The organism is Hydrogenothermus marinus (genome assembly GCF_003688665.1).
Taxonomy (GTDB): Bacteria; Aquificota; Aquificia; order Aquificales; family Hydrogenothermaceae; genus Hydrogenothermus; species Hydrogenothermus marinus.
In genome coordinates, this window is sequence record NZ_REFO01000015.1 from 1 (window position 1) to 25,330 (window position 25,330).

At 27.6% G+C, this 25,330-nt stretch carries 29 protein-coding genes; 25 read left to right on the forward strand and 4 right to left on the reverse strand.

Annotation, left to right across the window (positions count from 1 at the left end; all coding sequences use genetic code 11):
- The first annotated feature begins 152 nt into the window (after positions 1-152).
- Genes CLV39_RS07380 through trpE form a run of 3 tightly spaced genes read left to right on the forward strand, consistent with a single transcriptional unit; the run spans position 153 to position 2,443 of the window.
- The gene (locus tag CLV39_RS07380; RefSeq protein WP_121923602.1) at positions 153-605 is read left to right on the forward strand and encodes an Hsp20/alpha crystallin family protein; all 453 of its coding nucleotides are present in this window, start codon (positions 153-155) and stop codon (positions 603-605) included.
- A 48-nt stretch (positions 606-653) separates the two neighbouring features.
- The gene (locus CLV39_RS07385; protein WP_121923603.1) at positions 654-926 is read left to right on the forward strand and encodes a hypothetical protein; all 273 of its coding nucleotides are present in this window, start codon (positions 654-656) and stop codon (positions 924-926) included.
- A 29-nt stretch (positions 927-955) separates the two neighbouring features.
- The gene (gene trpE, locus CLV39_RS07390) at positions 956-2,443 is read left to right on the forward strand and encodes an anthranilate synthase component I (protein WP_121923604.1); all 1,488 of its coding nucleotides are present in this window, start codon (positions 956-958) and stop codon (positions 2,441-2,443) included.
- An 8-nt stretch (positions 2,444-2,451) separates the two neighbouring features.
- On the opposite strand, the gene der is transcribed toward trpE, so the two are convergent.
- A complete protein-coding gene (gene der / locus CLV39_RS07395) occupies positions 2,452-3,795 on the reverse strand; it encodes a ribosome biogenesis GTPase Der (RefSeq protein WP_121923605.1) in 1,344 nt (447 codons plus the stop codon).
- Positions 3,796-3,852: 57 nt separating this feature from the next.
- Here der and CLV39_RS07400 point away from each other — a divergent pair, with 57 nt between their 5' ends.
- The 4 genes from CLV39_RS07400 (at position 3,853) to CLV39_RS07415 (ending at position 7,232) form a co-directional block, all read left to right on the forward strand.
- Positions 3,853-4,221 (forward strand): rhodanese-like domain-containing protein, encoded by a 369-nt coding sequence (locus CLV39_RS07400; RefSeq protein ID WP_121923606.1) that lies wholly within the window; start codon positions 3,853-3,855, stop codon positions 4,219-4,221.
- 61 nt (positions 4,222-4,282) lie between these two features.
- Positions 4,283-5,428, forward strand: a complete 1,146-nt coding sequence (locus tag CLV39_RS07405) for a pyridoxal-phosphate-dependent aminotransferase family protein (RefSeq protein WP_121923607.1) — start codon at positions 4,283-4,285, stop codon at positions 5,426-5,428.
- Positions 5,428-6,267, forward strand: a complete 840-nt coding sequence (mtnP, locus tag CLV39_RS07410; protein ID WP_121923608.1) for an S-methyl-5'-thioadenosine phosphorylase — start codon at positions 5,428-5,430, stop codon at positions 6,265-6,267. The genes CLV39_RS07405 and mtnP overlap by 1 nt, the downstream gene beginning before the upstream one ends.
- Positions 6,268-6,272: 5 nt before the next feature.
- A complete protein-coding gene (locus CLV39_RS07415; RefSeq protein ID WP_121923609.1) occupies positions 6,273-7,232 on the forward strand; it encodes an RluA family pseudouridine synthase in 960 nt (319 codons plus the stop codon).
- Here CLV39_RS07415 and CLV39_RS07420 read toward each other — a convergent pair whose 3' ends face one another.
- The 3 genes from CLV39_RS07420 to CLV39_RS07430 form a co-directional block, all read right to left on the reverse strand.
- Positions 7,233-7,670, reverse strand: a complete 438-nt coding sequence (locus tag CLV39_RS07420) for a hypothetical protein (RefSeq protein ID WP_121923610.1) — start codon at positions 7,668-7,670, stop codon at positions 7,233-7,235.
- On the reverse strand, positions 7,667-9,652 hold the full coding sequence (gene uvrB / locus CLV39_RS07425) for an excinuclease ABC subunit UvrB (RefSeq protein WP_121923611.1): 1,986 nt from the start codon (positions 9,650-9,652) through the stop codon (positions 7,667-7,669). The genes CLV39_RS07420 and uvrB overlap by 4 nt, the downstream gene beginning before the upstream one ends.
- Positions 9,653-9,717: 65 nt before the next feature.
- On the reverse strand, positions 9,718-10,248 hold the full coding sequence (locus CLV39_RS07430; RefSeq protein ID WP_121923612.1) for a BsaWI family type II restriction enzyme: 531 nt from the start codon (positions 10,246-10,248) through the stop codon (positions 9,718-9,720).
- A 63-nt stretch (positions 10,249-10,311) separates the two neighbouring features.
- On the opposite strand from CLV39_RS07430, the gene CLV39_RS07435 reads away from it, so the two are divergent.
- From CLV39_RS07435 to rho, 18 genes are all read left to right on the forward strand, one after another.
- Positions 10,312-11,280: a DNA-methyltransferase gene (locus CLV39_RS07435; protein ID WP_121923613.1), complete on the forward strand. Its 969-nt coding sequence runs from the start codon at positions 10,312-10,314 to the stop codon at positions 11,278-11,280.
- Between the two features lie 59 nt (positions 11,281-11,339).
- Complete coding sequence (tig, locus tag CLV39_RS07440; RefSeq protein WP_121923614.1) at positions 11,340-12,698, forward strand: trigger factor; 1,359 nt, start codon at positions 11,340-11,342, stop codon at positions 12,696-12,698.
- Positions 12,685-13,308, forward strand: coding sequence for an ATP-dependent Clp endopeptidase proteolytic subunit ClpP (clpP, locus tag CLV39_RS07445; protein ID WP_121923615.1), 624 nt, complete (start codon positions 12,685-12,687; stop codon positions 13,306-13,308). The genes tig and clpP overlap by 14 nt, the downstream gene beginning before the upstream one ends.
- Positions 13,308-14,570, forward strand: coding sequence for an ATP-dependent Clp protease ATP-binding subunit ClpX (gene clpX / locus CLV39_RS07450; RefSeq protein ID WP_121923616.1), 1,263 nt, complete (start codon positions 13,308-13,310; stop codon positions 14,568-14,570). The genes clpP and clpX overlap by 1 nt, the downstream gene beginning before the upstream one ends.
- Before the next feature lies 1 nt (position 14,571).
- The gene (yihA, locus tag CLV39_RS07455; RefSeq protein ID WP_121923617.1) at positions 14,572-15,156 is read left to right on the forward strand and encodes a ribosome biogenesis GTP-binding protein YihA/YsxC; all 585 of its coding nucleotides are present in this window, start codon (positions 14,572-14,574) and stop codon (positions 15,154-15,156) included.
- A 67-nt stretch (positions 15,157-15,223) separates the two neighbouring features.
- Positions 15,224-16,618 (forward strand): Rne/Rng family ribonuclease, encoded by a 1,395-nt coding sequence (locus tag CLV39_RS07460; protein WP_121923618.1) that lies wholly within the window; start codon positions 15,224-15,226, stop codon positions 16,616-16,618.
- On the forward strand, positions 16,615-17,496 hold the full coding sequence (locus CLV39_RS07465; RefSeq protein ID WP_121923619.1) for an outer membrane protein assembly factor BamD: 882 nt from the start codon (positions 16,615-16,617) through the stop codon (positions 17,494-17,496). Before CLV39_RS07460 ends, CLV39_RS07465 begins: the two co-directional genes overlap by 4 nt.
- Positions 17,497-17,558: 62 nt before the next feature.
- A complete protein-coding gene (gene rsfS, locus CLV39_RS07470; RefSeq protein ID WP_281271987.1) occupies positions 17,559-17,885 on the forward strand; it encodes a ribosome silencing factor in 327 nt (108 codons plus the stop codon).
- Between the two features lie 3 nt (positions 17,886-17,888).
- On the forward strand, positions 17,889-18,671 hold the full coding sequence (gene murI, locus CLV39_RS07475; RefSeq protein ID WP_121923621.1) for a glutamate racemase: 783 nt from the start codon (positions 17,889-17,891) through the stop codon (positions 18,669-18,671).
- Positions 18,672-18,761: 90 nt separating this feature from the next.
- Complete coding sequence (gene atpB / locus CLV39_RS07480; RefSeq protein ID WP_245960352.1) at positions 18,762-19,400, forward strand: F0F1 ATP synthase subunit A; 639 nt, start codon at positions 18,762-18,764, stop codon at positions 19,398-19,400.
- A 13-nt stretch (positions 19,401-19,413) separates the two neighbouring features.
- Positions 19,414-19,806, forward strand: coding sequence for an adenine nucleotide alpha hydrolase family protein (locus CLV39_RS07485; protein WP_121923623.1), 393 nt, complete (start codon positions 19,414-19,416; stop codon positions 19,804-19,806).
- A gap of 27 nt (positions 19,807-19,833) precedes the next feature.
- Positions 19,834-20,199, forward strand: coding sequence for an ATP synthase F0 subunit C (locus CLV39_RS07490; RefSeq protein ID WP_121923624.1), 366 nt, complete (start codon positions 19,834-19,836; stop codon positions 20,197-20,199).
- A gap of 99 nt (positions 20,200-20,298) precedes the next feature.
- A complete protein-coding gene (gene rpmH / locus CLV39_RS07495) occupies positions 20,299-20,439 on the forward strand; it encodes a 50S ribosomal protein L34 (RefSeq protein WP_121923625.1) in 141 nt (46 codons plus the stop codon).
- A gap of 5 nt (positions 20,440-20,444) precedes the next feature.
- Positions 20,445-20,783: a ribonuclease P protein component gene (gene rnpA, locus CLV39_RS07500; protein ID WP_281271988.1), complete on the forward strand. Its 339-nt coding sequence runs from the start codon at positions 20,445-20,447 to the stop codon at positions 20,781-20,783.
- Complete coding sequence (gene yidD, locus CLV39_RS07505; RefSeq protein WP_121923627.1) at positions 20,764-20,970, forward strand: membrane protein insertion efficiency factor YidD; 207 nt, start codon at positions 20,764-20,766, stop codon at positions 20,968-20,970. The genes rnpA and yidD overlap by 20 nt, the downstream gene beginning before the upstream one ends.
- Before the next feature lie 14 nt (positions 20,971-20,984).
- Positions 20,985-22,592 (forward strand): membrane protein insertase YidC, encoded by a 1,608-nt coding sequence (gene yidC / locus CLV39_RS07510; protein WP_121923628.1) that lies wholly within the window; start codon positions 20,985-20,987, stop codon positions 22,590-22,592.
- A 55-nt stretch (positions 22,593-22,647) separates the two neighbouring features.
- The gene (mnmE, locus tag CLV39_RS07515; protein WP_121923629.1) at positions 22,648-23,994 is read left to right on the forward strand and encodes a tRNA uridine-5-carboxymethylaminomethyl(34) synthesis GTPase MnmE; all 1,347 of its coding nucleotides are present in this window, start codon (positions 22,648-22,650) and stop codon (positions 23,992-23,994) included.
- 19 nt (positions 23,995-24,013) lie between these two features.
- Complete coding sequence (gene rho / locus CLV39_RS07520) at positions 24,014-25,294, forward strand: transcription termination factor Rho (protein ID WP_121923630.1); 1,281 nt, start codon at positions 24,014-24,016, stop codon at positions 25,292-25,294.
- The last annotated feature ends 36 nt before the right edge of the window (positions 25,295-25,330 follow it).

The following is a 25,330-nucleotide window of genomic DNA, read 5'->3' on the forward strand; positions in this document are numbered from 1 at the left end:
TCTTTCTTATTACTACCTTATTTTTAATAATATTTCACTTATTTTTATTTTTGATTGCTTAATTTTAGAACACCTTTTAAAAAGAACTTGACAAATTTTAGTAAAGTAATATTATATTTTATATAATTAACTTTATAAAGGAGGGATGTAAGATGGACAGAAGAAATTTACCAGCATTTGGAGGATGGAATCCATTTAGAGAACTTGCAAGAATTGAAAATGAACTTAACAGATTATTTACAGATGTATTTCCAGCACAAAAAGATATTTCAGAAGTTCAAGTTTGGGCTCCAAGAGTAGATATTTACGAAAAAGACAACAATATAGTTGTAGAAGCGGAAATACCAGGTGCTAAAAAAGAAGATATTGAAGTAAAAATCAAAGAAAACAACTTGGTAATAAGAGGAGAAGTTAAAAAAGAAGAAGAGAAAAAAGATGAAAACTATTACAGAAGTGAAAGATTTTATGGAAAATTTGAAAGAGTAATACCTTTACCAGCAGAAGTAAAAGCCGAAGAAGCTAAAGCTGAAGTGAAAGATGGAATCTTAAAAGTAATTATTCCAAAAGAAACATCAGAAAAAGAAATAAAAGTAGAACTTAAGTAATATTCGAAAGGGGATGAATTATCCCCTTTTTTATTTTAAAATTTTTATATGATTAAAATTTATCATTATGACGAAGAAAATTTTAAGCTTATTTTCAGGCTTTATACAAAAGAAGGGATAAAGACTATTTCTAAAATTTTAGCTAAAATAAATGATAATATCTATTTAGATTGGGAATATATCTTAGAAGAATTAGATGAAAGAGATCCAATTATTGGTAAAAGATTAACTATTGAATTAATAAAAACACCTTTTAAAAATTATATCTTAATTTCACCATACTCTAAAAAACTGGAAATTTGTGCATTAATTCCTGTATAATTTCAAGAAAAACATAAATGGATATGTAAATGTCTGTAAGTTTATCCTTAGATAGTTTTAAAAAATTAGCAAATAACTATAATGTTATACCTATATGGAAAGAAATTGTTTCGGATATTGATACACCTTTATCTGTATTTTTAAAAATAAAATCAGAAGATAGATTTAATTTCTTGTTTGAAAGTGTAGAACAAGGTGAAAATATTGGAAGATATTCATTTATAGGTTCATCAAAATCTGTATATATAAAATCTAAGAAAAGTTTTATAGAAAGTTACAATCAAGGGAAAGTAGAAATAAAAGAAACTAAAGATCCATTAGAAGAAATAAAAACTATTATAAAAAATTTCAAACCATATAAAGATGAAAATCTACCTCCTTTCTGGGGCGGTATTGTAGGATATATAGGATATGACGTTATACACTTTTATGAGCCTATTCCTGATATAAAGCCTGATACTTTAAAACTTCCTGATATATTCTTTTTCTTAAGTGATGAAGTTATAGCTTTTGATAATATTAACAAAAAAATTAAGATAATAGTCTCTGCATTTATTGATGAAAATTCAGATATAGAAAAACTTTATGAAGAAAGTATTAAAAAAATAAATGAAATAGAATCTAAGTTAGAAGAAGAAAAAAATATAAAAAGATTATCAATTAAGGAAATTTCTTCAGTTAAAATAGAAAACTGGAAATCTAATTTCAAAAAAGAAGATTTTCTAAATGCTGTAAAAAAGGCTAAAGATTATATAAGAGAAGGTGATATTATTCAAGTAGTAATATCCCAAAGATTTTCTAAAAGATTAAATACTGAACCTTTAAATATTTATAGAGCTATTAGAATCATAAATCCATCTCCTTATCTTTTTTATCTTGATTTAAAAGATATAAAGCTTATAGGTTCTTCTCCAGAAATACTTGTTTCTGTAAAAGATGGAAAGATATTTACTAAACCTATAGCAGGTACAAGACCAAGAGGAAAAACTACAGAAGAAGATGAGAAGCTTGAAAAAGAGCTTTTATCAGATGAAAAAGAAAAAGCAGAGCATTTAATGCTTGTTGACCTTGCAAGAAATGATGTTGGTAAAGTAGCAAAAGCTAAATCTGTTAATGTAGATAGATTTATGTATATAGAGAGATATTCTCATGTAATGCATATAGTTTCTGATGTGTCAGGGCAATTAAGAAAAGATTTACATCCAATAGATGTTTTAAAATCAGTTTTTCCTGTAGGAACTGTAAGTGGTGCTCCAAAAGTTAGAGCTATGCAGATAATAGAAGAACTTGAGCCAGATAAAAGAGGGCCTTATGCAGGAGCAGTAGGATATATATCTTTTGATGGAAATCTTGATACTGCAATAGCAATAAGAACAGCTATAGTTCAAGGAGAAAATATATATATTCAAGCTGGAGCTGGAATTGTAGCAGATAGTATTCCTGAAAAAGAGTATGAAGAGACAGTTAATAAAGCAAAAGGAATGATAAAAGCAGTAGAAATTGCTGAAAATAGTTAGGTAATATTTTATTTCTTTTCTATATGTCTGTCTCTAAGGATTAACTTCATAGGTGTTTTTTCTAATCCAAGTAATTTTCTTAAGTTATTTTCCAGATATTTAACATAATTTGCTTTAAATCCTTGAGGATAATTAACAAAAAGTAAAAATGCAGGTGGTTTTCCTTCAAGTTGAGTACCATAATATATCTTTAAAGGTTTTCCTTGATAAGTAGGAGGAGCTTGTAAAGTTTGAAGTTGTTTTAATGCTCTATTTAATTTTCCTGTACCAACTCTTTTCCAAGCTTGATTATATACTTCAATAATTTCATTTAATAATTTATCTATATTTATTTTTTTCTTGGCAGAAACAAAAATAATTGGTGCATATGGTAAGAAATAAAGTTTTTCTCTAATTTGAGTTTCTAAAGCTTTTAAAATATCTTTTCTTTTTGGAAGTCTATCTATTTTATTTACTGCTATGATAGCAGGTTTATAATACTTTTGAATAAGATGAGCTATTTTTTGATCTTGTTCTGTTGCTCCTTGCTCAGCATCTATTACTAATACTACTACATCTGCTTTTTTTATAGATTCTAAGGTTCTTCCTACACTGAAAAATTCTATTCCATAATCTATATTTTTCTTTTTCCTAAGCCCTGCAGTATCTAAGAATAAAAATTTTTGTCCATCTTTTTCAAAGATTGTATCTACTGTATCTCTTGTAGTTCCAGGGATGTTAGAAACTAAAGCTCTTTCTTCTCCAAGTATTGCATTTAATAAAGAAGATTTTCCAGCATTTGGTTTTCCTACTAATGCTACTTTTATAAAATCTGATTTAGTTTCTTTTTCTTTATTTTCTTTTAAAGCTTCCCTTTCATAATCAGGAATATCTTCTATTATTTGATCTAAAAGATCAGCTACTCCCATTTTTTGAATAGTAGAAATAGGAAAGATTTTATCAAATCCAAGTTCATAAAATTCATATATATTATCTTCCTTTTCTGGATTGTCTATTTTATTAACTGCTACATAAACAGGTTTTTCTGTTTTATGTAATATTCTTGCTATATCTTTGTCAGCTTCTGTCAGTCCTGTTTGCCCATCTACCACCAAAATAAAAGCATCTGCATTTTCTAACTCTTTTTCTATCTCTTTTCTTATATAAGGTGCAAATTTATCTGTATCTGATTGGATATATCCGCCAGTGTCTACAATTTCAAAAGGAATATTCCTCCAATCAGTAGTTGAAATTAATCTATCCCTTGTAACTCCCGGAATATCTTCAACTATTGCTTTTCTTTTTCCTATTATTCTATTAAACAAGGAAGATTTACCAACATTTGGCCTTCCAACTATGGCTACTCTATACATTCTTTTCCTCTTTATGTTATAAATATATTCTAATTAAAAAATTAAGGGGAATTAATAATGAGATATATTTTAACTATTTTAGCATTTTTAAATATATCTTTTGCTTATGAAAATTTAAATCCAAAACAGTTTTACAATTTATTAAATAAAACAAAAGATGCAATACTTTTAGACGTAAGAACTCCTCAGGAGTTTTACCAAGAAGGACATATTCCAAATGCTAATTTAATTCCAGTTCAGCTTTTTAAATATATATTTTTAGCAGGGAAAGGAATAAAAGAAAGACCTGTATTTGTATATTGTAGAAGTGGTAATAGAAGTGCAATAGCATCAAAACTTTTAGAGAAGTGGGGAGTAAAAAAGGTTTATAATCTAAATGGTGGCATATTAAACTGGAAAAAAGAAAATCTTCCTATAGAAAAATAACTTAATAACAGTAATTACTGTAAAATATAAGTAATTAAAGTTTTAATCATAGGAGGATTTTATGCTTATTAAAGAAAGACTTTTTACTCCAGGTCCAGTACCACTTCCACCACAAGTAATAAAAGCTTTAGGACAACAGATAATACATCATAGAACACCTGAATTCACCAATGCGTTTTTACAAGTAAGAGAAAAACTTCAAAAACTTTTAAAAACAAAAAGAGATGTTTTGATGTTTGCATCTTCAGGAACAGGAGCTATGGAAGCTTCTATAGTTAACTTTTTTAGTGAAGAAGATACTGTTTTAGTTATAAATGCAGGTAAATTTGGACAAAGATGGAGAGAAATAGCTAAAAGATATAATCTTAAAGTTATAGATTATGAAATTCCTTGGGGAAAAACTTACGATAAAGAAAAATTAATCGAAATACTTGGTAAATATCCCCAAATAAAAGGAATATTAGTTCAACAGTCAGAAACCTCAACAACAACTTATCATGATGTTAAATTTTTAGCAGAAAAAGCAAATGAAATGCTTGAAGACTGTCTTATTGTAGTAGATGGAATTACATCTGTAGGGGTTTATGAAGTTTATCCTGAAGAAGTTGGAATAGATATTTTAGTTACAGGCTCTCAAAAAGCTTTAATGCTACCACCGGGACTTTCTATTTTATATTATAGTGAGAAAGCAGAAAAAAGACTTGATACATCAAACCTTCCAAAATATTACTTTGATGTAAAAGCAGAGAGCAAAAAACAAGCAAAAGGTCAAACTGCTTATACACCTGCAATAAATTTAATACTTGCTTTAAATGAAAGCTTAAACTTAATCCTTGATGAAGGTTTGGAAAATCTTGCAAAAAGACATGAAGTTATGGCAAAAGCTACAAGAGAAGCAGTACAAGAACTTGGTTTAAAACTTTTATCTGAAAGTCCAGCAAACTCTGCTACAGGCGTTTATGCACCAGAAGGAATTAATGCAGATGATTTAAGAAAACAGCTTTTAAAAATAGGATTTAGAGTTGCAGGAGGACAAGATCATTTAAAAGGAAAAATATTTAGAATTGCTCATATGGGATATTTTGATTTTATGGATATGATTCAAGTTATAGCAGGTCTTGAAATTGCTTTACAAAAAATAGGATATCCTGTTGAATTTGGAAAAGCAGTTTCTAAAGCTCAAGAAATAATAAGAGAGGTTTTATAATGCTTGGTGTTATTGGTGGTAGTGGTTTATACAAAATAGAAGGTTTAAAGCTTATTGATGAAGTTGAGCTAAATACACCTTGGGGCAAACCTTCTGATAAATATATAATTACTGAATACAAAGGCAATAAAATTATCTTTCTTCCAAGACATGGGAGAGGCCATCTTTACCCACCTCATCTTATAAATTATAGAGCAAATATATGGGGTTTTAGGAAGTTAGAAGTAAATAAAATTCTTTCTGTAAGTGCAGTAGGTGGAATAAATGAGAACTATAAACCAGGCGATTTTGTAATATCTTATCAATTTTTAGATTTTACAAAAACAAGAGCATCTACTTTTTTTGAAGGAATATATACAAAAGAAGATGATTATATTAAAGATGATTTAGTTAGCCAGTATTTGAAAGATAAAAGGGTAGTACATATAGATGTTTCAGATCCTTTTTGCCCTGAGCTTAGAAATAGTTTAGAAAATAGTTTGAAAAAACTAGGATTTAGTTATCATAAAAATGGAGTATATGTAGCAACTGAAGGTCCAAGACTTGAAACAGCAGCAGAGATAAAAGCTTTAAAAACCATAGGCGCAGATATTGTAGGAATGACTTTAGTGCCTGAGATTGTTTTAGCAAGGGAACTTGGAATGCATTTTGCCTCTGTGAGTGTAGTTACAAATTTGGCTGCAGGAATAAAAGGAGAAAAACTAACTTCTGAAGAAGTAATTGAAATGATGGAAAGAAAAACAGAAGAGATAAAAAAATTAATACTTGATTTTTCAGAAAATCTTCCTACAAATTTTAAATGTGATTGCCAGTCAAGTTTAGAAGGAGCGGCTATATAAAAAATTTGGAAGAAGTATTAATATTTAAAGTAGAAAAGGAATATAAAAATAAAAGAATAGATCAGTTTTTATCTATGGTCTATCCTGAATTTTCAAGAGCATATTATCAAAAATTAATAAAAGAAGGAAATGTATTAGAAAAAGGAAAACCAATAAAAAAACCTTCTTTTAAAATTAAAGAAGGTCAAGAAATTACAATAATAATACCACCACCTCCAAGCCTTAATATAGAGCCAGAAAATATACCTCTTGATATATATTATGAAGATGAAGATTTAGCAGTAGTTTATAAACCACCACATATGGTTGTTCATCCTTCTGTTGGGCATACTTCAGGTACTTTAGTAAATGCTCTCTTATATCATTTTAAAAATGTATCTGAATATCAAGGAAGAGAAAGAGCAGGAATTATACATAGACTTGATAAAGAAACTGCAGGACTTTTAATAGTTGCAAAATCAGAATTTGCCCATAAAGAACTTCAAAAACAGTTCCAAGAAAGGTTAGTTGATAAAAGATATAAAGCAATTGTTTCAGGAATTGTGAAAAAAGATCATGATCTTATAGATTTACCTATTGGTCGCTCTATTTATAATAGACAAAAAATGGGAATAGATGCAGTAAATCCAAGAGATGCTCTTACAGAATATTGGGTAGAAAAAAAATGGGAAAAGCATAATTTATCTCTTGTTGATATTAAATTGCATACAGGAAGAACACATCAAATAAGGGTGCATTTTTCAGCAATAGGCCATCCACTTTTAAATGATAAAGTATATGGATTTAAAAAATCTTCTTTAAAATCAGAAGAGGCTAAAAAATCTTCTGATATACTTGATTATCATGCATTAGTTGCTTATAAAATAGCATTTATCCATCCAAGAACAAATAAAAAAATAGAAATAAGTTTAAAAGAACTACCAAAACCAATACCAGAAATTATTGAACTGTTAAACAAATCTTAATTATTTTGGAGTTATCTCTTTTATAAACATTATTTTTATAGGTGTATTTGTTTGTGTTTCTAATTCACTTAATCCAACAATAGCTTGATTATTTAAAATATATCCTTTAGTTTCATAATTTTTTATCTTTCCATTTTCATTACAGCTTATTTCAGAGATACTTCCATAAAACCTATTAAAATCTGTATTATATATTAAATATCCTATTGCATTACAGTTTTGAAGGATATTAGAACTAAATGTTATTGATATAGGATAAACTTGAGGGGGTTCTTTTTCCTGATAAGGGTTTAAAAACTCGGTATTAACACTTGGCTTTTTTGCAATAACTATTCCAACATTTAATTTTCCATCTACAATATCACCTTTTTTGATTAAAAACTTCTTTGCATAAGCAACATTCAAGACAATAAGCAGTAAAATAATCAATTTTTTCAAAGGGATACAGCCACCTTTTTTAATTTTTCAATTTTATCTCTTAGTTGTGCTGCTTTTTCAAATTCCCAATTTTTAGCATATTCCCACATCTGTTTTTCTAATTTTTCTATCTCATTTAAAAGTTCTTCTTCTGATGTTATATTATCGGGTATATCTTCATATATTTTTATCCCAATTTCTTCAAGATTTATAAGATCTTTTATTTCTTTTTTGATTGTTTTTGGAGTAATATTATGCTTTTCATTGTATTCTTTTTGTAGTTTTCTTCTTCTTTCTGTTTCTTTAATTGCTTTTTCCATTGCAGGAGTAATCTTATCTGCATATAAAATTGCTTTTCCATTTATATTTCTTGCCGCTCTTCCTATTATCTGGATTAATGCAGTTGTTGATCTTAAAAATCCTTGTTTATCTGCGTCTAATATAGCTACAAGAGAAACTTCTGGCATATCTATTCCTTCTCTTAATAAATTAACTCCAACAATAACATCATATTTTCCTTCTCTTAATTCTTTTATTATTTTTGCTCTTTCTATAGTATCTATTTCAGAATGAAGATATACTGCTTTTATATCTCTTTCAATTAAATAATCTGAAAGATTTTCAGCCATTTTTTTAGTTAATGTAATTACTATAGCTCTTTCATTTCTTTCTTTTATCTTCCATATTTCAGAAATTAAATCGTCTATCTGCCCTTCTGTTGGTTTTACTATTACTTCAGGATCTAATAATCCTGTAGGTCTAATTATCTGTTCTATTATTATTCCTTTACTTCTTTCTATTTCCCAATCTGCAGGAGTAGCGGAAACATATATAGCTCTTTCTATTTTTTCTAAAAATTCATCAAATTTTAAAGGTCTATTATCAAATGCAGACTTCATTCTCCAACCATATTTAACAAGATTTTCCTTTCTTTTTCTATCTCCATTATACATAGCTCTAATCTGCGGTATTGTTACATGACTTTCATCTATAATAAGAAGATAATCATCAGGAAAATAATCAAGTAGTGTATAAGGTGGCTCTCCCGGTTTCCTTCCATCAAAGTATCTTGAGTAATTTTCAATTCCTTTGCATGTTCCAAGCTCTAAAATCATTTCTATATCATAGTTGGTTCTTTGCCATAATCTATTTGCTTCTATTTCTTTCCCAGCTTTTCTAAAATCTTCAACCTCTTTTTCTAAATCTTTTTGAATCTGTTTTACTGCATCTGCAATATCTGGTTTTGGTATAACATAATGGCTTGCAGGAAATATTACTGCATTTTCAACTCTTTTTTTTGTATTTCTATTAAAAAGATCAAGTTCTGATATAGAATCTATCTCATCACCAAAAAACTCAACTCTTAAAATAGTATCTTCTGTATGAGATGGAATTAGTTCAATAGTATCACCTTTCACACTAAAAGTTCCTCTTTTAAAAGAATAATCATCTCTTTGATATTGAAGTTCTATAAGTTTTCTTAAAAATTGTTGTCTATCAATTGGCATCCCAACATAAAGTTGAAGTCTTAATTTTTCATAAAATTCAGGTGTTCCAAGTCCATATATACAAGAAACAGATGCTACAACTATAGTATCTGGCCTTTCTATTAAACTTTTTGTAGCTGAATGTCTAAATCTATCTATAGCATCATTTATAGAACTATCTTTTTCTATATATATATCCTTTTCTGGAAGGTATGCTTCTGGCTGGTAGTAATCATAATAAGAAACAAAATACTCTACTGCATTATCAGGAAAAATTTCTTTAAGCTCTCTATAAATCTGTGCCGCTAATGTTTTATTATGGGTTAAAACTAAAGCAGGTTTTCCATACTTTTCTATAGTCTTAGCAAAAGTAACTGTTTTTCCTGTTCCTGTTGCTCCAAGTAAAACCTGTTCTTTAACTCCATCTTTTAGATTTTTATAAAGCTGTCTTACTGCTTTAGGCTGATCTCCCGCAAGTTCAAAAGGAAGTTTTGCATTAAAAGGTGTTTTTATCATAAAAAACCTCTATATTCAAAAATTTATCTTAAATAAATTAGAGAAAATTTCTTCTGTTTCAATGATTATACAAGATTTTTGATATACTCTTTAAGGTATTCATCTCCAACATAAAAGTTATTATCTTTGTAAATTTTTCCTTTATAACTATAAATGAATACTCCATCACATTCATAAGGTAATATTATTCTCCATTTTCTTTTATTTTCAGGTTTTTTAGGATTGAAAAGTTCCTTATCTACATCAGGAGTTGTAAGAATATATTTAAAACCTTTATTTTCTTGTTTTACCTTTATAGACCAGTATGCAGTTTGACCACCTCTTTCTCTAAAAGATTTTTTAACTGATATTACACAAACAAGTTTATTGTCTTTTTTTCTTATTATGCATAAATCAGCATCTATCATTGCTTTTTCTTTACCATATGGAATATATAAAATAGAAAGATCTTTTAGTACTTCAGAAGGTTTTCCTACGAAAAATTTTTCTTTTATAAAATTGTCTTCAAGAAGTAAATTTTTGACTTCTTCTTCTTTTGCTTTTCCTTCTTTAGAAGCTTTACTTTGTCTATTACTAATTATTTCTTTTTCTTCCATAATTTAGTTATGTTAAAATGATTTCAATCTTAAAAATAGCACCTAAAAAGTTGGGGTATAAATTTGAAATATCTAACAGATAAAAAAACTAAAGAATTAAAAATTAGATTAAAATGGAATATTTTTGAAAAATTGAAAGAAATTTCTATCCTAGAAGAAAAAAGTTTCAATTATATTGTAAATGAATTACTTGATAAAATTCTTAATAAAAATCTAAAAACAAATAATATTCAGCAATTTTTTACAGAAAAAACTAATTTAGTTTTTGATAAAGAAAATATAAAACTTTATCATAATGATTTTATTAAAGTTGATTTTTCAAAATATAAAGGAAAAATCAACCTAATTATCACATCTCCTCCTTACAATCTATCTATTGATTATGGAAAACATAATGACAATTTAGATTATGAGGATTATTTATATTTTACAAAAAGCTGGCTTGAAAAGAGTTATCAGCTTTTAGCTGATGATGGAAGAATCTGTGTTAACATCCCTCTTGATAAAAATAAAAATGGATTAAAACCTATATATGCTGATTTTGTAGAAGTAGCAAAAGAAGTAGGCTTTAAATATCAATCTACTATAGTATGGAATGAACAAAATATATCAAGAAGGACAGCTTGGGGTTCTTGGCTTTCTGCTTCAGCTCCTTATGTTATAGCTCCTGTTGAAATGATTGTAGTAATGTATAAAAATCAATGGAAAAGGTTAAAAAAAGGAGAAAGTAGTATAGAAAGAGATGAATTTATAGAATGGACAAATGGTGTTTGGACATTTCCTGGAGAAAGTAAGAAAAGAATAGGACATCCTGCACCATTTCCTATAGAACTTCCAAAAAGATGTATAAAATTATTTTCTTATAAAGATGATTTAATTTTAGATCCCTTCGTTGGAAGTGGGACTACTTTAATTTCGGCATACCAAGAAGGAAGAAAGGCTATAGGAGTTGAGATAGACGAAAATTATGTTAACCTTTCAATTAAAAGATTACAGGAAATACCTAAAAATAGCTACCTTTTTTCTGTTTAGTATATAATATAAGAATATTTTGCTGAAAATAAAATTAATATAAAAGGAGTAAGAAAGGAATGAATGTAGCAGTTGAAGAAAAAGGGCTTTTAAGAACTTTAACTATTGAAGATGAAGGACAAGAAATAAAAGATTTAGTAAACTCTGTATTAAAAGAAGTTTCAAAAAATGTTTCTTTACCTGGATTTAGAAAAGGACATGTTCCTCCTTCAATAATAAAAGCTAAATACAAAGATGCAATTAATGAAGAAGTTGCAAAAAAATATATAAATAAACATTTACCAGAAATTTTAAAAGAAAAAGATTTAGCACCAGTGTCTCCTAATTTAGATTTAGGAGAAATAAAAATAGAAAATGATAGTAAATTAAGTTTTAAAGTTAGATTTGAAGTTGCACCAGAATTTGAACTAAAAGATTATGAAGGACTTGAAATAGAGATGATCAAATATGAAGTATCAGATGAAGATGTGGAAAAAGCTATCCAAAGACTTTTAGAAGAAAATGCAAAATATGAAACTGAAGATAAAGCTATAGAAGAAGGCGATTTAGTTAAACTACACTATAAAATAACAGATGAGAAAGGAAATACAGAAGAAGATGAAATAGAAGCTATAATAGGTGCAAACCAATTAAGAAAAGAAATAGAAGATGAATTAAAAGGTAAAAAAGTAGGAGATAAAATACATTTAGAAAATGTGCCACTTTATAATGAAAAAGGTGAAGAATTTGGTAAAGCAACTGTTGATATAGAAGTTTTAGAAGTTAAGAAAAAAATAGTTCCTGAATTTAATGATGAGTTTGTAAAAGAACTTGGCCTTGGAGAAAATTTAGAAGAAGCTAAAAAGAAAATAAAAGAAGATTTAGAAAAACAAGTAAAAGAAGCAAAAGAAGCAGAATTAAAACAAAAAATATTAGATAAATTAGCAGAGCAGTATGATTTTGAAGTACCTACTTCTTTAGTTCAAGCAGAATTAGAAGTTTTATTGCAAAATTATATGAGACAGCTTGAACAGTTTGGTGTAAAACCAAATCAAGATATGTTAATGGCAGCGGCTCAAGGTCTTGAAGCTACAGCTATAAAAAATGTTAAACTTGCATTTATCTTAAACAAAATAGCAGATAAAGAAGGAATAGAAGTAACAGACGAAGAATTAAACCAAGAAATAGAAAAAATGGCTCAAGAATACCAAATATCTCCACAGCAAATGAAACAAATTATAGAAGAGCAAGGAGCTTTAGCAGGAATTAAATATAATTTATTAAGAGATAAAGTTCTTGATTTACTAAAAGAAAAAGTTAAAATTGTGGAAATGACTAAAGAAGAGTATGAAGCAAAATATGGTAAGGTAGAAGGACAACCTTTAGAAGAAACAAAAGAAGTTGAAGAAAAACAGGAGGAAACAAATGAGCAAAAATAAAAATGAAATAGATAAAATAGTAAGTCAGTTAGTTCCTATAGTTGTTGAGCAAACTCCAAGAGGAGAAAGAGCTTATGATATTTATTCAAGACTTTTAAAAGATAGAATAGTACTTCTTGGTTTTCCAATTGACGACCATATAGCAAATCTTGTTATAGCCCAGCTCTTATTTTTAGAATCAGAAGATCCAGATAAAGATATATATCTTTATATAAACTCTCCGGGGGGAGTAGTTACTGCAGGGCTTGCAATATATGACACTATGCAGTATATAAAACCTGATGTTGTTACAATATGTATGGGACAAGCAGCATCAATGGGAGCATTTTTACTTGCAGCAGGTACAAAAGGGAAAAGATATGCTCTTCCAAGTTCCAGAATTATGATTCACCAACCATTAGGAGGTTTTCAAGGACAAGCTACAGACATAGAAATACATGCTAAAGAGATATTAAGACTTAAAAAATACCTTAATGAAAAATTAGCAGAATTTACAGGAAAATCTGTTAAAAAGATTGAAAAAGATACAGAAAGGGACTATTTTATGTCAGCAGAAGAAGCCAAAGAGTATGGCTTAATAGATAAAGTTTTACTTAAAAGAGGAGATTAATGAGTAAAGATAAATGCTCTTTTTGTGGAAAGAGTAAAGAAGAAGCAAAAGTTTTAATAGCAGGACCAGATGATATTTATATATGTGATGATTGTATAAATCAATGTAATCTTTTAATAAAAGAAGAACTGCAGAATACGGAAAATACAGAAGAACAGCTAAAAGAACTTCCAACCCCTGAAGAAATAAAGAAAAAATTAGATGAGTATGTAATAGGACAAGAAAGAGCTAAAAAAATTCTTTCTGTAGCAGTTTACAATCATTATAAAAGAATACTTTTTAAAGAAAAACAATCAGCTTTTAATGAAGAAGATGTAGAACTTGAAAAAAGTAATATTCTTTTAATAGGACCTACTGGTTCTGGTAAAACATTACTTGCAAGAACCTTGGCAAAAATATTAAATGTTCCATTTGCAATTGCAGATGCTACAAACATTACAGAAGCAGGATATGTTGGTGAAGATGTAGAAAGTATTCTTGTGAGGCTTGTTCAAGCAGCAGATTATGATATAGAAAAAGCAGAGAAAGGCATTATTTATATAGATGAGATAGATAAAATAGCTAAAAAATCAGGAGAAAATCCATCTATTACAAGAGATGTATCAGGTGAAGGTGTTCAGCAAGCCCTTTTAAAAATATTAGAAGGAACTGTTGCAAATATCCCACCTCAAGGTGGAAGAAAACACCCTCACCAAGAATTTTTACAAATAGATACATCTAATATCCTATTTATTCTTGGTGGAGCATTTGTTGGCCTTGAAGATATTATAAGAAAAAGAATTGGTAAAAAATCTATAGGATTTACATCTGATGTAAAAACAAAACAGGAAGAAAAAGATTTATTAAAACAAGTTAGAGTTGAAGATCTAATTCATTATGGCCTTATACCTGAATTTGTTGGTAGAATTCCTGTTATAGCTACATTAGAAGAACTTGATGAAGACGCTCTGGTAAGAGTATTAACAGAACCTAAAAATGCTCTTATAAAACAATACAAAAAATTAATGGAATTAGAAGGTATAGAATTAGAATTTACAGAAGAAGCTATAAGAGAGATTGCAAAGGAAGCAATAGCAAGAAAAACAGGTGCCAGAGGTTTAAGGGCTATAGTTGAAGAAATTATGCTTGATATTATGTATGAAGTTCCTTCTTTAAAGAAAAAAGGTCTTAAAAAGATAATAATAACAGAAGATACTGTAAAAAATAAATCAAAACCTAAATTTATTTTTGAAAGGGAAAAAGAAGTAGAAAAAGCCAGCTAAAATGAAAATTAAAAAGGTTGAATTTATTAAAAGTGCAGTAAAACCTGAAGATTATCCTCCACCAGATAAACCTGAGGTTGCCATAGTAGGAAGGTCAAATGTTGGGAAATCTTCTTTAATAAATTCCCTTTTAAATAAAAAGATAGCAAAAGTTAGTGCCACACCAGGAAAAACAAGGCTTATAAACTTTTTTAAAATAAATGATAACTTTTATTTTGTTGATCTTCCTGGCTATGGTTATGCCTCTGTTTCTAAAGCAGAAAGAAAAAAATGGCAAAAAATGATGGATTTATATTTTCAAACAAGAGAAAATCTAAAACTTGTTATACTTCTTGTTGATAGTAGACATAAACCTACAAACCTTGATTTTATAATGAAAGAGTATTTAGAAGCTTTAGAAATACCATATATAGTTGTTGGAACAAAACTGGATAAATTAAATCAAAGTGAAAAAGCAAAAGCAAAAAAGATAATAAAAGAAGTTTTAGAACTTGATGATACTATTCCTGTAATTTTAACTTCTGCTAAAGAAAAAATAAATTTAGATCAAGTTTTATTTTATGTAAATCAAGCCATATCAAACTAAACTCTTACAATTCTTAATAATCATATGTTAAACTTAAGAAGATAAGATTTTATTGTGGTTTTTTAGATTGGATAGAGATTTAATAATTTTAACATCTACAAATTTAATTATTTATATAATAAGAGAAAATAACGAAAATGTTGAATTATATGTAGAAAATAAGGATGAACTTCAAAATGTAGGTGGAGTTTATAAAGGTAGAATTAAAAGATTAGCACCTGCAATGAATGCAGTCTTTGTTGATATAGGAAATGATAGAGAAGCCTTTTTACATGTAAAAGATATAAATAATTATAAATTAAATCAACCTATACTTGTTCAAGTTAAAAGGGGACAAATAGGAAATAAAGGTGCAAAATTAACTGAAAAAATAGCTATTCCAGGTAAATATTTAGTTTTAACCCCAACAGTAAAAACAGTAAATATCTCCTCTAAATATACAGATGAAAATCAAAAGGCTGTTTTAAAAGATAGAGTTAAAGATATTTTATCTGAATATAATCCAGAAAATTATGGCTATATTATAAGAACACTAACTTGTGAAGCATCAGATGAAGATATAATAGAGGATTTTTTAAATTTAAAATCAATATGGGAAAATATATTAAAAAGATTTGATAAAGTTAAAGCCCCTTCTCAGTTATTCTTAGAAGACTATAAACTTTATACTATATTGAAAGATTATGCAGGTAAATTTAATAATATAATCACTGATGATATTAAGCTTTATAAGATCTTAAGAAAATATACTAAAAACTTTTTTGGAAACATAGATATAAAGATAAAGCTTTTTAAAGAAAACAATAAAAGTCTTTATGAATATTATGAGATACCAAAAACTATTCATAAGATATTAAATCCTTATGTATGGTTAAAAAGTGGTGGTTATCTGGTAATTGAAGAAACTGAAGCCCTTGTTTCTATAGATGTAAATAGTGGTAGTAGTTGTAAAAGTAAAAATCTAGAAGAAACTGCTTTTGCTACAAATGTAGAAAGTTGTAAAGAAATAGCAAAACATTTAAGACTTAGAGATTTAGGAGGAATAATAATTATAGATTTTATAGATATGAATGAAGATAGTAAAAAAGAAGAACTTATAAATATCTTAAAACAAGAAACTTTTTTTGATAAAAAGCCAATAAAAATAAGAGGATTTACAAGTTTAGGATTATTAGAACTTACAAGAAAAAAAATAGACGAAAGTAATATAAAAAAATTATCCCAATTTTGTTATATTTGTAATGGAAAAGGTTATACAAAAAGTATTAATTTAGTATTATTTGATATAGAAAAGAAAATCCAATGTATAAAACCATTTGCAAAATTACAGATAAAAATTAATCCTTTACTTGAAAAAGGGTTAAAATTAATACTAAAAAATTTAGATATTTCTAAAAATGTTAAAATTATAAAAGATGAAAGATTATCTGTAGATAAATATATAATAGAGAGAAAAGCATGAAAAAATTATTAATAGTAGCTTTAGTATTTAGTTTATTTTTATCCTGTGCTAAAAAAGAGTTTTATCCAAAGGATATATACTATCAAGGTATGAAAGCTTATAAAGAAAAAAAATATGATAAAGCAAAAGATTATCTAAAAAAAGCCATATACAAAGCAAAAGGTATGACAACTGAAGATATAATGAATGCTAAATTTGCCCTTGCAAATATATATTTCCATCAAAAACAGTATGTAGATGCAATTGTAGAGTTTGAAGAATATATATCTATGTATCCTACTGCACCAAATATACCAGAAGCTCTTTATAAATTGGCTATTTCTTACTTAAAAGTTTCACCAGATTATCAAAGGGACCTTACATATGTAAGAAAAGCAGAAGAAAAAGCAAAAGAGATAATAATAAATTACCCTAATAGTAAATATGTAGAAAAAGCAAAAGAAATAATAAAGAAAGTTAAACAAATAGAGATTAAACATTATAAAGATATAGCAGATTTATATGAGCATCTTGGGAAACCTTACTCAGCTTATTTTTATTACAACTTTATTTACAACAAATATTACAACTATATTGATAAAGATTATATAAAGTATAAAATGGGAATAAATCTCTTAAAGACACAACAGCAGTATGAAGATACTATAGAAGACTATAAAGAAAAACTAAAAGAGTTAGAAGAAAAAATAAAGAAAGAGAAAAATTTAGATAAAAAGAATGTTTTACAAAATAGAAAAAAACTTTTAGAAGAGCAATTATATACATACGAAAAAAGAATCAAAGAAAGTAAAATAAAAGGTAAAGAAATATTAAAAGAACTTGCTAAAAAAGGGAAATATAAAAAAGAGATTGAAAATATCTTGAAAAAATATAATTAATACATATATATAAAAGAAAAAAGGAGGTTTCACCTATTAAAACAGAAAAAACTGTAAAAAAAATAGTAGAAGCAATAGAAGATAAAAAAGGTAAAGATACAGTTGTCTTAAATATTGGTAAAGTAAACCCAATAGCAGATTATATGATAATTACCTCAGGAGATGTTCCAACCCATACCAGAGCTATTGCAGATGAAATAATGAAAACTCTAAAAGAAGAAGGCTTAACCCACTCTCATGTAGAAGGTTATACAGAAGGAAGATGGATAGCTATAGATTATGGAGATATTATGGTGCATATATTTTTACCTGAACTTAGAGATTATTATCAACTTGAATGGCTTTGGCAAGATGCACCAAAACTTGAATTAAAAACAGCAGAAGGCTAATATATGTCTATTGGAGTTTTTGATTCTGGTATAGGTGGTCTTACTGTTTTTAAATCTATTTCAGAAAATTTTCCAGAAGCTAACATTTACTATATAGGTGATACTGCAAGAGTTCCTTATGGAAATAAATCAGCAGAAACAATAATAAGATATAGTCTTGAGCTTTCAAATTTTTTAATAAAAAACTTTAATGTTGATCTTCTTGTTATTGCTTGTAATTCTGCATCTTCTTATGCTTTTGAAACAGTAAAAAAATATACAAATATTCCTGTAATAGATGTAATTACGGCTGGAGTTTTAAATGCTATTTCTAAAACAAAGAATAAAAAAATAGGAGTAATAGGTACTCAAGCTACCATAAGAAGTAAATCTTATGAAAAAAAAATAAAGGATATAGGAAAAGATTATCAAGTTTTCTCAAAAGCTTGTCCTTTATTTGTACCTCTTGTAGAAGAAGGAAGAATAAAAGGAAATATTACAAGACTTATAATAAAAGACTACTTAGACGATATTGTTAATGAAGGAATAGATACATTAATACTTGGTTGTACCCATTATCCTTTATTAAAGGATGAAATTAAAAATTTGTATCCTGATTTAAACATTGTCGATTCTACAGATATAATTCCTCAATTTATTAAAAATCAAAATATTAATCTAAAAGAAAATGGAGAGAGAAGAATATTTATTACAGATGAATCTCCATCTTTTTATGTTCTAAAAGATTTATTAATACCGGATTTAGACATAGAAAAAGTTGAACTATCTGAAATATGTACACTATAGCAATCTGTAAAATTAAGACTTTACTATAATTATAAAATTTTGCTATAATATCTAAAGTTTGTCTTTACTAAACGATAGATGGAGGAAATAGTGGAAGGTCTTTACACAAACCATATAACGATGACAATTATTGAAATGATAGTTGTATTTGCAATTTTTGCAATCTTTGCTAAAAATCCAAAATTGGTACCTTCTCCAATTCAGAATATATTTGAAGCTTATATTGACTTTGCAAAAAATATGATAGAAGAAAATATGGGAAAAAGAGGGATGAAATACTTCCCTTTAGTTGCAGGTATTGGCTTATTTGTATTCTTTGGTAATCTACTTGGAATGATACCAGGACTTGAAGCTCCTACTGCCAATATAAATACTACCTTTGCTTTAGCTCTTCTTGTATTCTTTTACTATAACTTTGAAGGAATTAGAGAACAAGGATTTTTTAAATATTTTAGCCATTTTTTTGGACCAATAAAGTGGATGGCTCCTTTATATTTTATAATAGAAATAATATCTCATTTAAGTAGACCTTTAACTCTTGCTCTTCGTCTTTTTGCAAATATGACAAGTGGTGAAATACTAACTATAGTATTAATATTTTTAGTTCCTTTACTTGTTCCATTACCAATAATGTTTATTCACCTTTTTGAAGTATTTTTACAAACTTATGTATTTATGATTCTTACAACTGCCTATATAGCAACTGCAATTATAGAACCTGAGCATTAATAAGGAGAAAAAAATGGTAGATATCAAAAAGATAATAGTAAATATAGATATAACTGCAAGCTCAGTTAAAGCAATAGAGTGGGGAAAAACATTAGCAAAATTATCAAATGCTGAGTTAATACTGTTTTACGATATGGAAGAAGTTAAAGCAGCTGAAGATTATGCAAATTTATTTGCATTTCCTTTAGATATTAATGTAGAAGAAAAAACAAAAGAAAAAGTAAAAAAAATATTTGAAGAATATATGAAAGAATTTGAAGGAAATTATAAATATGAGTTTTTCTGTTGTGGTAAAGATAATTTAACAAGATACGTAGAAGAAAACAAAGTAGATTTAGCAATACTTGCTGAAAAATATTTATCAATTACACCAAAAATTAAATGTCCTGTTTTGATAACTAAATAAATTAAATATCTAAGGAGGTCATACTTTATGAGAAAATTTACAGTTTTCATGCTCTTACTCTTAGTTGCAGGTGCATATACAGGAGCTTTTGCTGATCTTGGCAGTGCAGATGCTGAGAAAATTGCAAAAGCTATATTTTATGGTGCACTTGCAATAGGTGCTGGAGTTGCAGTAGGTGCTGCTGCTGGTGGTGGTGGTGCAGGTCTTGGTTCTGCAGTTCAAGGTGTTATTGAAGGAATGGCAAGAAACCCTAATATGGGTCCTAAACTTTTAACAACAATGTTTATTGGTATGGCACTTATAGAAACTTTTGTTCTTTATGGTTTCTTAATTGCAATCATATTCATGTTTACAGGAATCTACGACGGTTCTGCAGGATTTACTAGAGGATAATAATTTAAAATTTTTGTGATATAATTTTTAGCCTTTTTTTAAAAGCGTATCCTTGAGATACGCTTTTTTTATTCTAACTATTAAGGAGGTTTTTTATAAATGGCTGAAAAAATACATAATAATTTATCAAACAAAAAAAGAAAAAGAACTTCAGGTTTTTTAGCAAGAAAAAGAACTAAATCAGGAAGAAAAATACTTGCAAGAAGAAGAAGAAAAGGTAGAAAAAGATTGGCAGTTTAATTACAATAAAGAAATCTAAAGAGATAAAAGATATTTTAAAAACAGGAATAAGTTTTAAAGGAATTTATTTTATAGCATTAATAAAAAAGAATAATCTTAATTATCCAAGATTTGCATTTGTTGTATCTAAAAAATTTTCTAAAAAAGCTGTAGAAAGAAATAGAGTAAAAAGGATATTAAGGGAAGCATTAAGATTAGTTCTTCCAAAAATGAAAAATTTTAGTTATGATATAGTTTTAGTACCAAAAAAAAATCTGTTAAAAAAGAAAATGTCTGATTTAAATAAAGATATAAAAGCTTTGATAGAGTTTTTAAGAGAGTTAAATGAAAAAAATTTTAATTAATTTTATTAAGTTCTATCAGAGATTTATCTCACCTGCATTTCCTTCTTCTTGCAGGTATTATCCTACATGTTCCCATTATAGTATAGAGGCTATAGAAAAGTATGGTGTTTTAAAAGGTAGTGTTAAAGCTATATGGAGAATATTAAGATGTAATCCTTTTTCAAAAGGTGGAATAGATAAACCATAAAGAGAGGTATATAGATGTTTAATCAAGACAATGATATGCACAAAAGAACATTAATGTTCTTTGTTATAGTTTCAGTTCTTCTTATTGGATATACAGTTATTAATCAGATAATTAATCCACCTACGGGAAAAGTTGAAAATAAAACAAATCAATCTCAAGTTGTAAAACAAGAATCTAACAATCAATCTTCTCCAAAACAAAAGAATCCTCAGCAAATAACATATTCTCAATCAGGTAGTTACGACCTTTTGTTAAATAATGAAAGATTTAAAGCAGATGATTTTAAAGATATAGTTGAAATAAAAACTAGTTATGGAACAGTAAAAATATCTAGAATTGGTGCAAGGATAATATCTATTTATATGGATAAATATAAAACAGATAGTATAAGTAAAGTAGCAAAGGAAAATAAAATATTTCCTACAGAAATAATAACAACAAATCCAAAATTGACAGCTTTAATAAATTTTTCTAAGTATGATTTTAAACAAGAAGGCAATAAATATATTTTTACCTTAAAAAAAGATGGAATTTCAATAACTAAAGAATTTATCTTAAATCCTGATGAAACTATTTCTTATAAATTAAATTATTCAGGTTTAAATAATGTTGGAATTGCTGTAATTAATGGAATTACTCCTGATCCTGAAAAATCAGCTTTTGGACATATAGGCTCTTTGATCAAAACAGACAAAGATTTAATAAAAATAGATGCTGATATCAAAACAACCCAGATTATTAGAGGTAATATTATCTGGGCAGGTGAAGAAAATAAATATTTCCTCCAAGCTTTAGCTAACAAATCAGGATTTAGCACAACTTATGTAATACCTATAGCAAAAGAAACTACAGTAACCCTTTCTGAAATAAAAGGTAATTTAGATGGCTTTTTCTTTGGAGGTCCAAAATTATATTCTTTACTTGGACAGATAGAAGATAAATATAAAAAAGCTTGGGGAAAAGATCTTTCTTTAAGAAATACAATTGATTTTGGAATATTTGGAATACTTGGAAAACCTTTATTCTTAGTTTTACATTTTATTTACTCATTTATCCATAACTGGGCTTTAGCAATAATTATCTTAACTGTTATATTAAGAATTATTTTATTCCCATTAAATCATAAATCTTTAAAAGCTATGAAAAGGATGGCAGATCTTGCTCCAGAAATAAAAAAGCTGCAAAAGAAATACAAAGATGATCCTCAAAAACTCCAAGCTGAAATGATGAAACTTTATGCAGAACACGGTGCAAACCCAATGAGTGGTTGTCTCCCAATTATAGCTCAAATACCTATATTTATTGCTCTTTATAATGTTTTATTAGTTACTGTAGAGTTAAAAAATGTTCCATTTTTATGGATTCCAGATTTATCACAGCAAGATCCTTATTATATTCTGCCTATATTAATGGGATTATCTATGGTAGCTCAACAATGGATAACTCCTTCTTCAGATAAAAATCAAAAAATAATAATGTATGTAATGGCAGCTGTATTTACTTTCTTATTTATGAGTTTCCCTGCTGGGCTTGTTTTATACTGGCTTACAAATAATATACTTGGAGTTTTCCAAAGTTTTATTATAAATAAATCAATGAATAAAGAAGGGAAAAAAGCTTGAAAAACTTATTATTTTGGATATTTTAAGAGAAATCTGTTTTAGTCTTTGATAAACAATGGAAAAAGATACAATAGTTGCTAATGCAACTCCTTTAGTAGCTTCAGCAGTTTCAATAATAAGAATTAGTGGTAAAGATGCTTTAAAAATAGGTAAATCTATCTTTTCAAGGAAAAATAATATTGAACCTAGAAAGGTTTATTTTGGTAAATTTATAGATGATAAAGGAAATATTATAGATGAAGGCCTATTTATATATTTTAAAGCACCAAATAGTTTTACTGGAGAAGATGTTGTAGAGATACAAACCCATGGAAGTGTTCCAGTCGTAAAACAGATTATAAAACAGACTATAGAAAAAGGAGCAAGATTTGCACAGCCAGGAGAATTTACAAAAAGAGCTTTTTTAAATGGCAAGATTGACCTTACTCAAGCAGAAGCAATTGCTCAACTTATAGAAGCTAAAACAGAGAAAGCAACAAAAGCAGCAGTAAATTTACTTGAAGGAAAACTTTCAAAACAGATAAAAAAATTAAAAGAAAAATTAATGAATATAAATATGTTAATAGAAGCAGAACTTAATTTCCCAGAAGATGTTGAAGAGATTGATATGAATATTGTAAAAGAAAATTTAAAAGAAGTTATTGATGAAATAAAAAAATTAATTTCAACATATAAAAAAGGAAAAATTATAAATGAAGGTATAAAACTTGCTATAGTTGGAAGACCAAATGTTGGTAAATCTTCATTGTTTAATGCCTTAGTTGGATATGAAAGGGCAATAGTCTCAGATATACAAGGAACAACAAGAGATTTTATAGAAGAAAGTTATCAAATAGATGGAATACCAATTAGATTAATTGATACTGCTGGAGTAAGAGATGCAAAAGATGAGATAGAGAAAATAGGAATTGAAAAAACAAAAGAGAAAATAAAAGAAGCAGATATAGTCTTATTTGTTTTTGATGTAAGTGAAGGATTTACAGAAGAAGATAAAAAAATATATGAAGAAGTAAAAGATAAAAATCCAATAATAGTTGGTAATAAAACTGATTTAATACTTGATAAAAATCAGAAAAAATGTTATTTTAAAGATATAATATATACAAGTGTAAAAAGTCAAAAAGGAATCTCTGAATTAGAAAAAGAAATACTCAAAAATTTACATTTAACTGAAGATAGTGATTCTGAAATTTATATTAATCTAAGACATCAAGAAAGTTTAAAAAAAGCTTTAGATGTATTAAATAAAATCTATACAAATTTTGAAAATTATAAAGACTTTAAAGAAATTTTAATGATTGATATAAAAGAAGCAGAGAATTATCTGTCTGAAATAATTGGAGAAATAGCAACTGAAGATATTTTAGGAAAAATTTTCAGTTCTTTTTGTATCGGAAAATAATCAAGGAGGATTACAGAAAATGGCACAAACCATAAATATTAAGGATATTACTTTAGATCAAATGCAGAAAATGACTCTTGCAGAACTTCAAAAACTTGGGAAAGATATAGGCTTATCAAGAACAACAGGTTTAAAAAAACAGGAATTAATAACAAAAATTTTAGAAAAAAAAGCACAAGAAGAAGGATTAAATTTTATACAAGGTGTTTTAGAAGTTTTACCTGAAGGATATGGTTTTATAAGATCTATAGAGAATAATTATAATCCTCACTCGTCTGATATATATGTATCTCCTTCTCAAATTAAAAAATTTGGACTTAAAACAGGAGATTATATAGTAGGTATAGCAAGACTTCCAAGGGAAGGAGAAAAATATAGAGCTTTAATAAAAATAGATACTGTAAATGGAATAAAACCTGAACAGTTAAGACCAAGAAAAAGCTTTGATAGATTAACACCATTTCATCCTACAGAAAGGTTTAATTTAGAGTATGATCCTTCTGATTTATCAACAAGGGTTGTAAGTTTAGTTTCGCCAATAGGTAAAGGGCAAAGAGGATTAATTGTTGCACCACCAAAAGCAGGTAAAACAGTTTTAATACAAAGGATTGCAAAAGCTTTAATTAAAAATCATCCTGAAGTTTATATAATTATTTTACTTGTTGATGAAAGACCAGAAGAAGTTACAGAAATGAGAAGAATAGTTGGGGAAGGTGCAGAAGTTGTTGCATCAACATTTGATGAGCCACCAGAAAGACATGTGCATGTAGCAGAACTTATTATTGAAAGGGCTAAAAGACTTGTAGAAAACGGACATGATGTTGTTATTCTTTTAGATTCAATTACAAGGCTTGCAAGAGCTTCAAATGCAATTACACCACCCACAGGAAGAGTTTTATCAGGAGGTATTGAGGCTACTGCTTTACAAAGACCAAAAAAATTCTTTGGAGCTGCAAGAAATATAGAAGAAGGAGGAAGCTTAACTATTCTTGCTACAGCCTTAGTAGAGACAGGTTCAAGAATGGACGATGTTATATTTGAAGAATTTAAGGGAACTGGTAATATGGAACTTTACCTTGATAGAAAACTTATGGAAAGAAGAATATTCCCTGCTATTAATATAGCAAAATCAGGTACTAGAAAAGAAGAACTTTTACTTGAAGATTGGGAACTCCAAAGATTATGGATACTTAGAAAATTCCTTTCAACAATGGACGAAGTTGAAGCAATGGAATTTTTATTAAGTAAGCTTTCTAAATTTAAAACAAATGAGGAGTTCTTAAAATCTATGAATGCTTGATATAGAAATTTAAAAATTATACAATATTTGTTTGCA

Coding starts and splice junctions, on each gene's coding strand:
- yidD (WP_121923627.1), top strand. CDS start 20,764: ATGAAAAAAATTTTAATTAATTTTATTAAGTTCTATCAGAGATTTATC.
- yihA (WP_121923617.1), top strand. CDS start 14,572: ATGAAAATTAAAAAGGTTGAATTTATTAAAAGTGCAGTAAAACCTGAA.
- rho (WP_121923630.1), top strand. CDS start 24,014: ATGGCACAAACCATAAATATTAAGGATATTACTTTAGATCAAATGCAG.
- trpE (WP_121923604.1), top strand. CDS start 956: ATGTCTGTAAGTTTATCCTTAGATAGTTTTAAAAAATTAGCAAATAAC.
- CLV39_RS07465 (WP_121923619.1), top strand. CDS start 16,615: ATGAAAAAATTATTAATAGTAGCTTTAGTATTTAGTTTATTTTTATCC.
- CLV39_RS07400 (WP_121923606.1), top strand. CDS start 3,853: ATGAGATATATTTTAACTATTTTAGCATTTTTAAATATATCTTTTGCT.
- uvrB (WP_121923611.1), bottom strand. CDS start 9,652: ATGATAAAAACACCTTTTAATGCAAAACTTCCTTTTGAACTTGCGGGA.
- CLV39_RS07405 (WP_121923607.1), top strand. CDS start 4,283: ATGCTTATTAAAGAAAGACTTTTTACTCCAGGTCCAGTACCACTTCCA.
- CLV39_RS07430 (WP_121923612.1), bottom strand. CDS start 10,248: ATGGAAGAAAAAGAAATAATTAGTAATAGACAAAGTAAAGCTTCTAAA.
- mtnP (WP_121923608.1), top strand. CDS start 5,428: ATGCTTGGTGTTATTGGTGGTAGTGGTTTATACAAAATAGAAGGTTTA.
- rpmH (WP_121923625.1), top strand. CDS start 20,299: ATGGCTGAAAAAATACATAATAATTTATCAAACAAAAAAAGAAAAAGA.
- CLV39_RS07490 (WP_121923624.1), top strand. CDS start 19,834: ATGAGAAAATTTACAGTTTTCATGCTCTTACTCTTAGTTGCAGGTGCA.
- yidC (WP_121923628.1), top strand. CDS start 20,985: ATGTTTAATCAAGACAATGATATGCACAAAAGAACATTAATGTTCTTT.
- CLV39_RS07485 (WP_121923623.1), top strand. CDS start 19,414: ATGGTAGATATCAAAAAGATAATAGTAAATATAGATATAACTGCAAGC.
- CLV39_RS07385 (WP_121923603.1), top strand. CDS start 654: ATGATTAAAATTTATCATTATGACGAAGAAAATTTTAAGCTTATTTTC.
- murI (WP_121923621.1), top strand. CDS start 17,889: ATGTCTATTGGAGTTTTTGATTCTGGTATAGGTGGTCTTACTGTTTTT.
- clpP (WP_121923615.1), top strand. CDS start 12,685: ATGAGCAAAAATAAAAATGAAATAGATAAAATAGTAAGTCAGTTAGTT.
- der (WP_121923605.1), bottom strand. CDS start 3,795: ATGTATAGAGTAGCCATAGTTGGAAGGCCAAATGTTGGTAAATCTTCC.
- clpX (WP_121923616.1), top strand. CDS start 13,308: ATGAGTAAAGATAAATGCTCTTTTTGTGGAAAGAGTAAAGAAGAAGCA.
- mnmE (WP_121923629.1), top strand. CDS start 22,648: ATGGAAAAAGATACAATAGTTGCTAATGCAACTCCTTTAGTAGCTTCA.
- CLV39_RS07380 (WP_121923602.1), top strand. CDS start 153: ATGGACAGAAGAAATTTACCAGCATTTGGAGGATGGAATCCATTTAGA.
- tig (WP_121923614.1), top strand. CDS start 11,340: ATGAATGTAGCAGTTGAAGAAAAAGGGCTTTTAAGAACTTTAACTATT.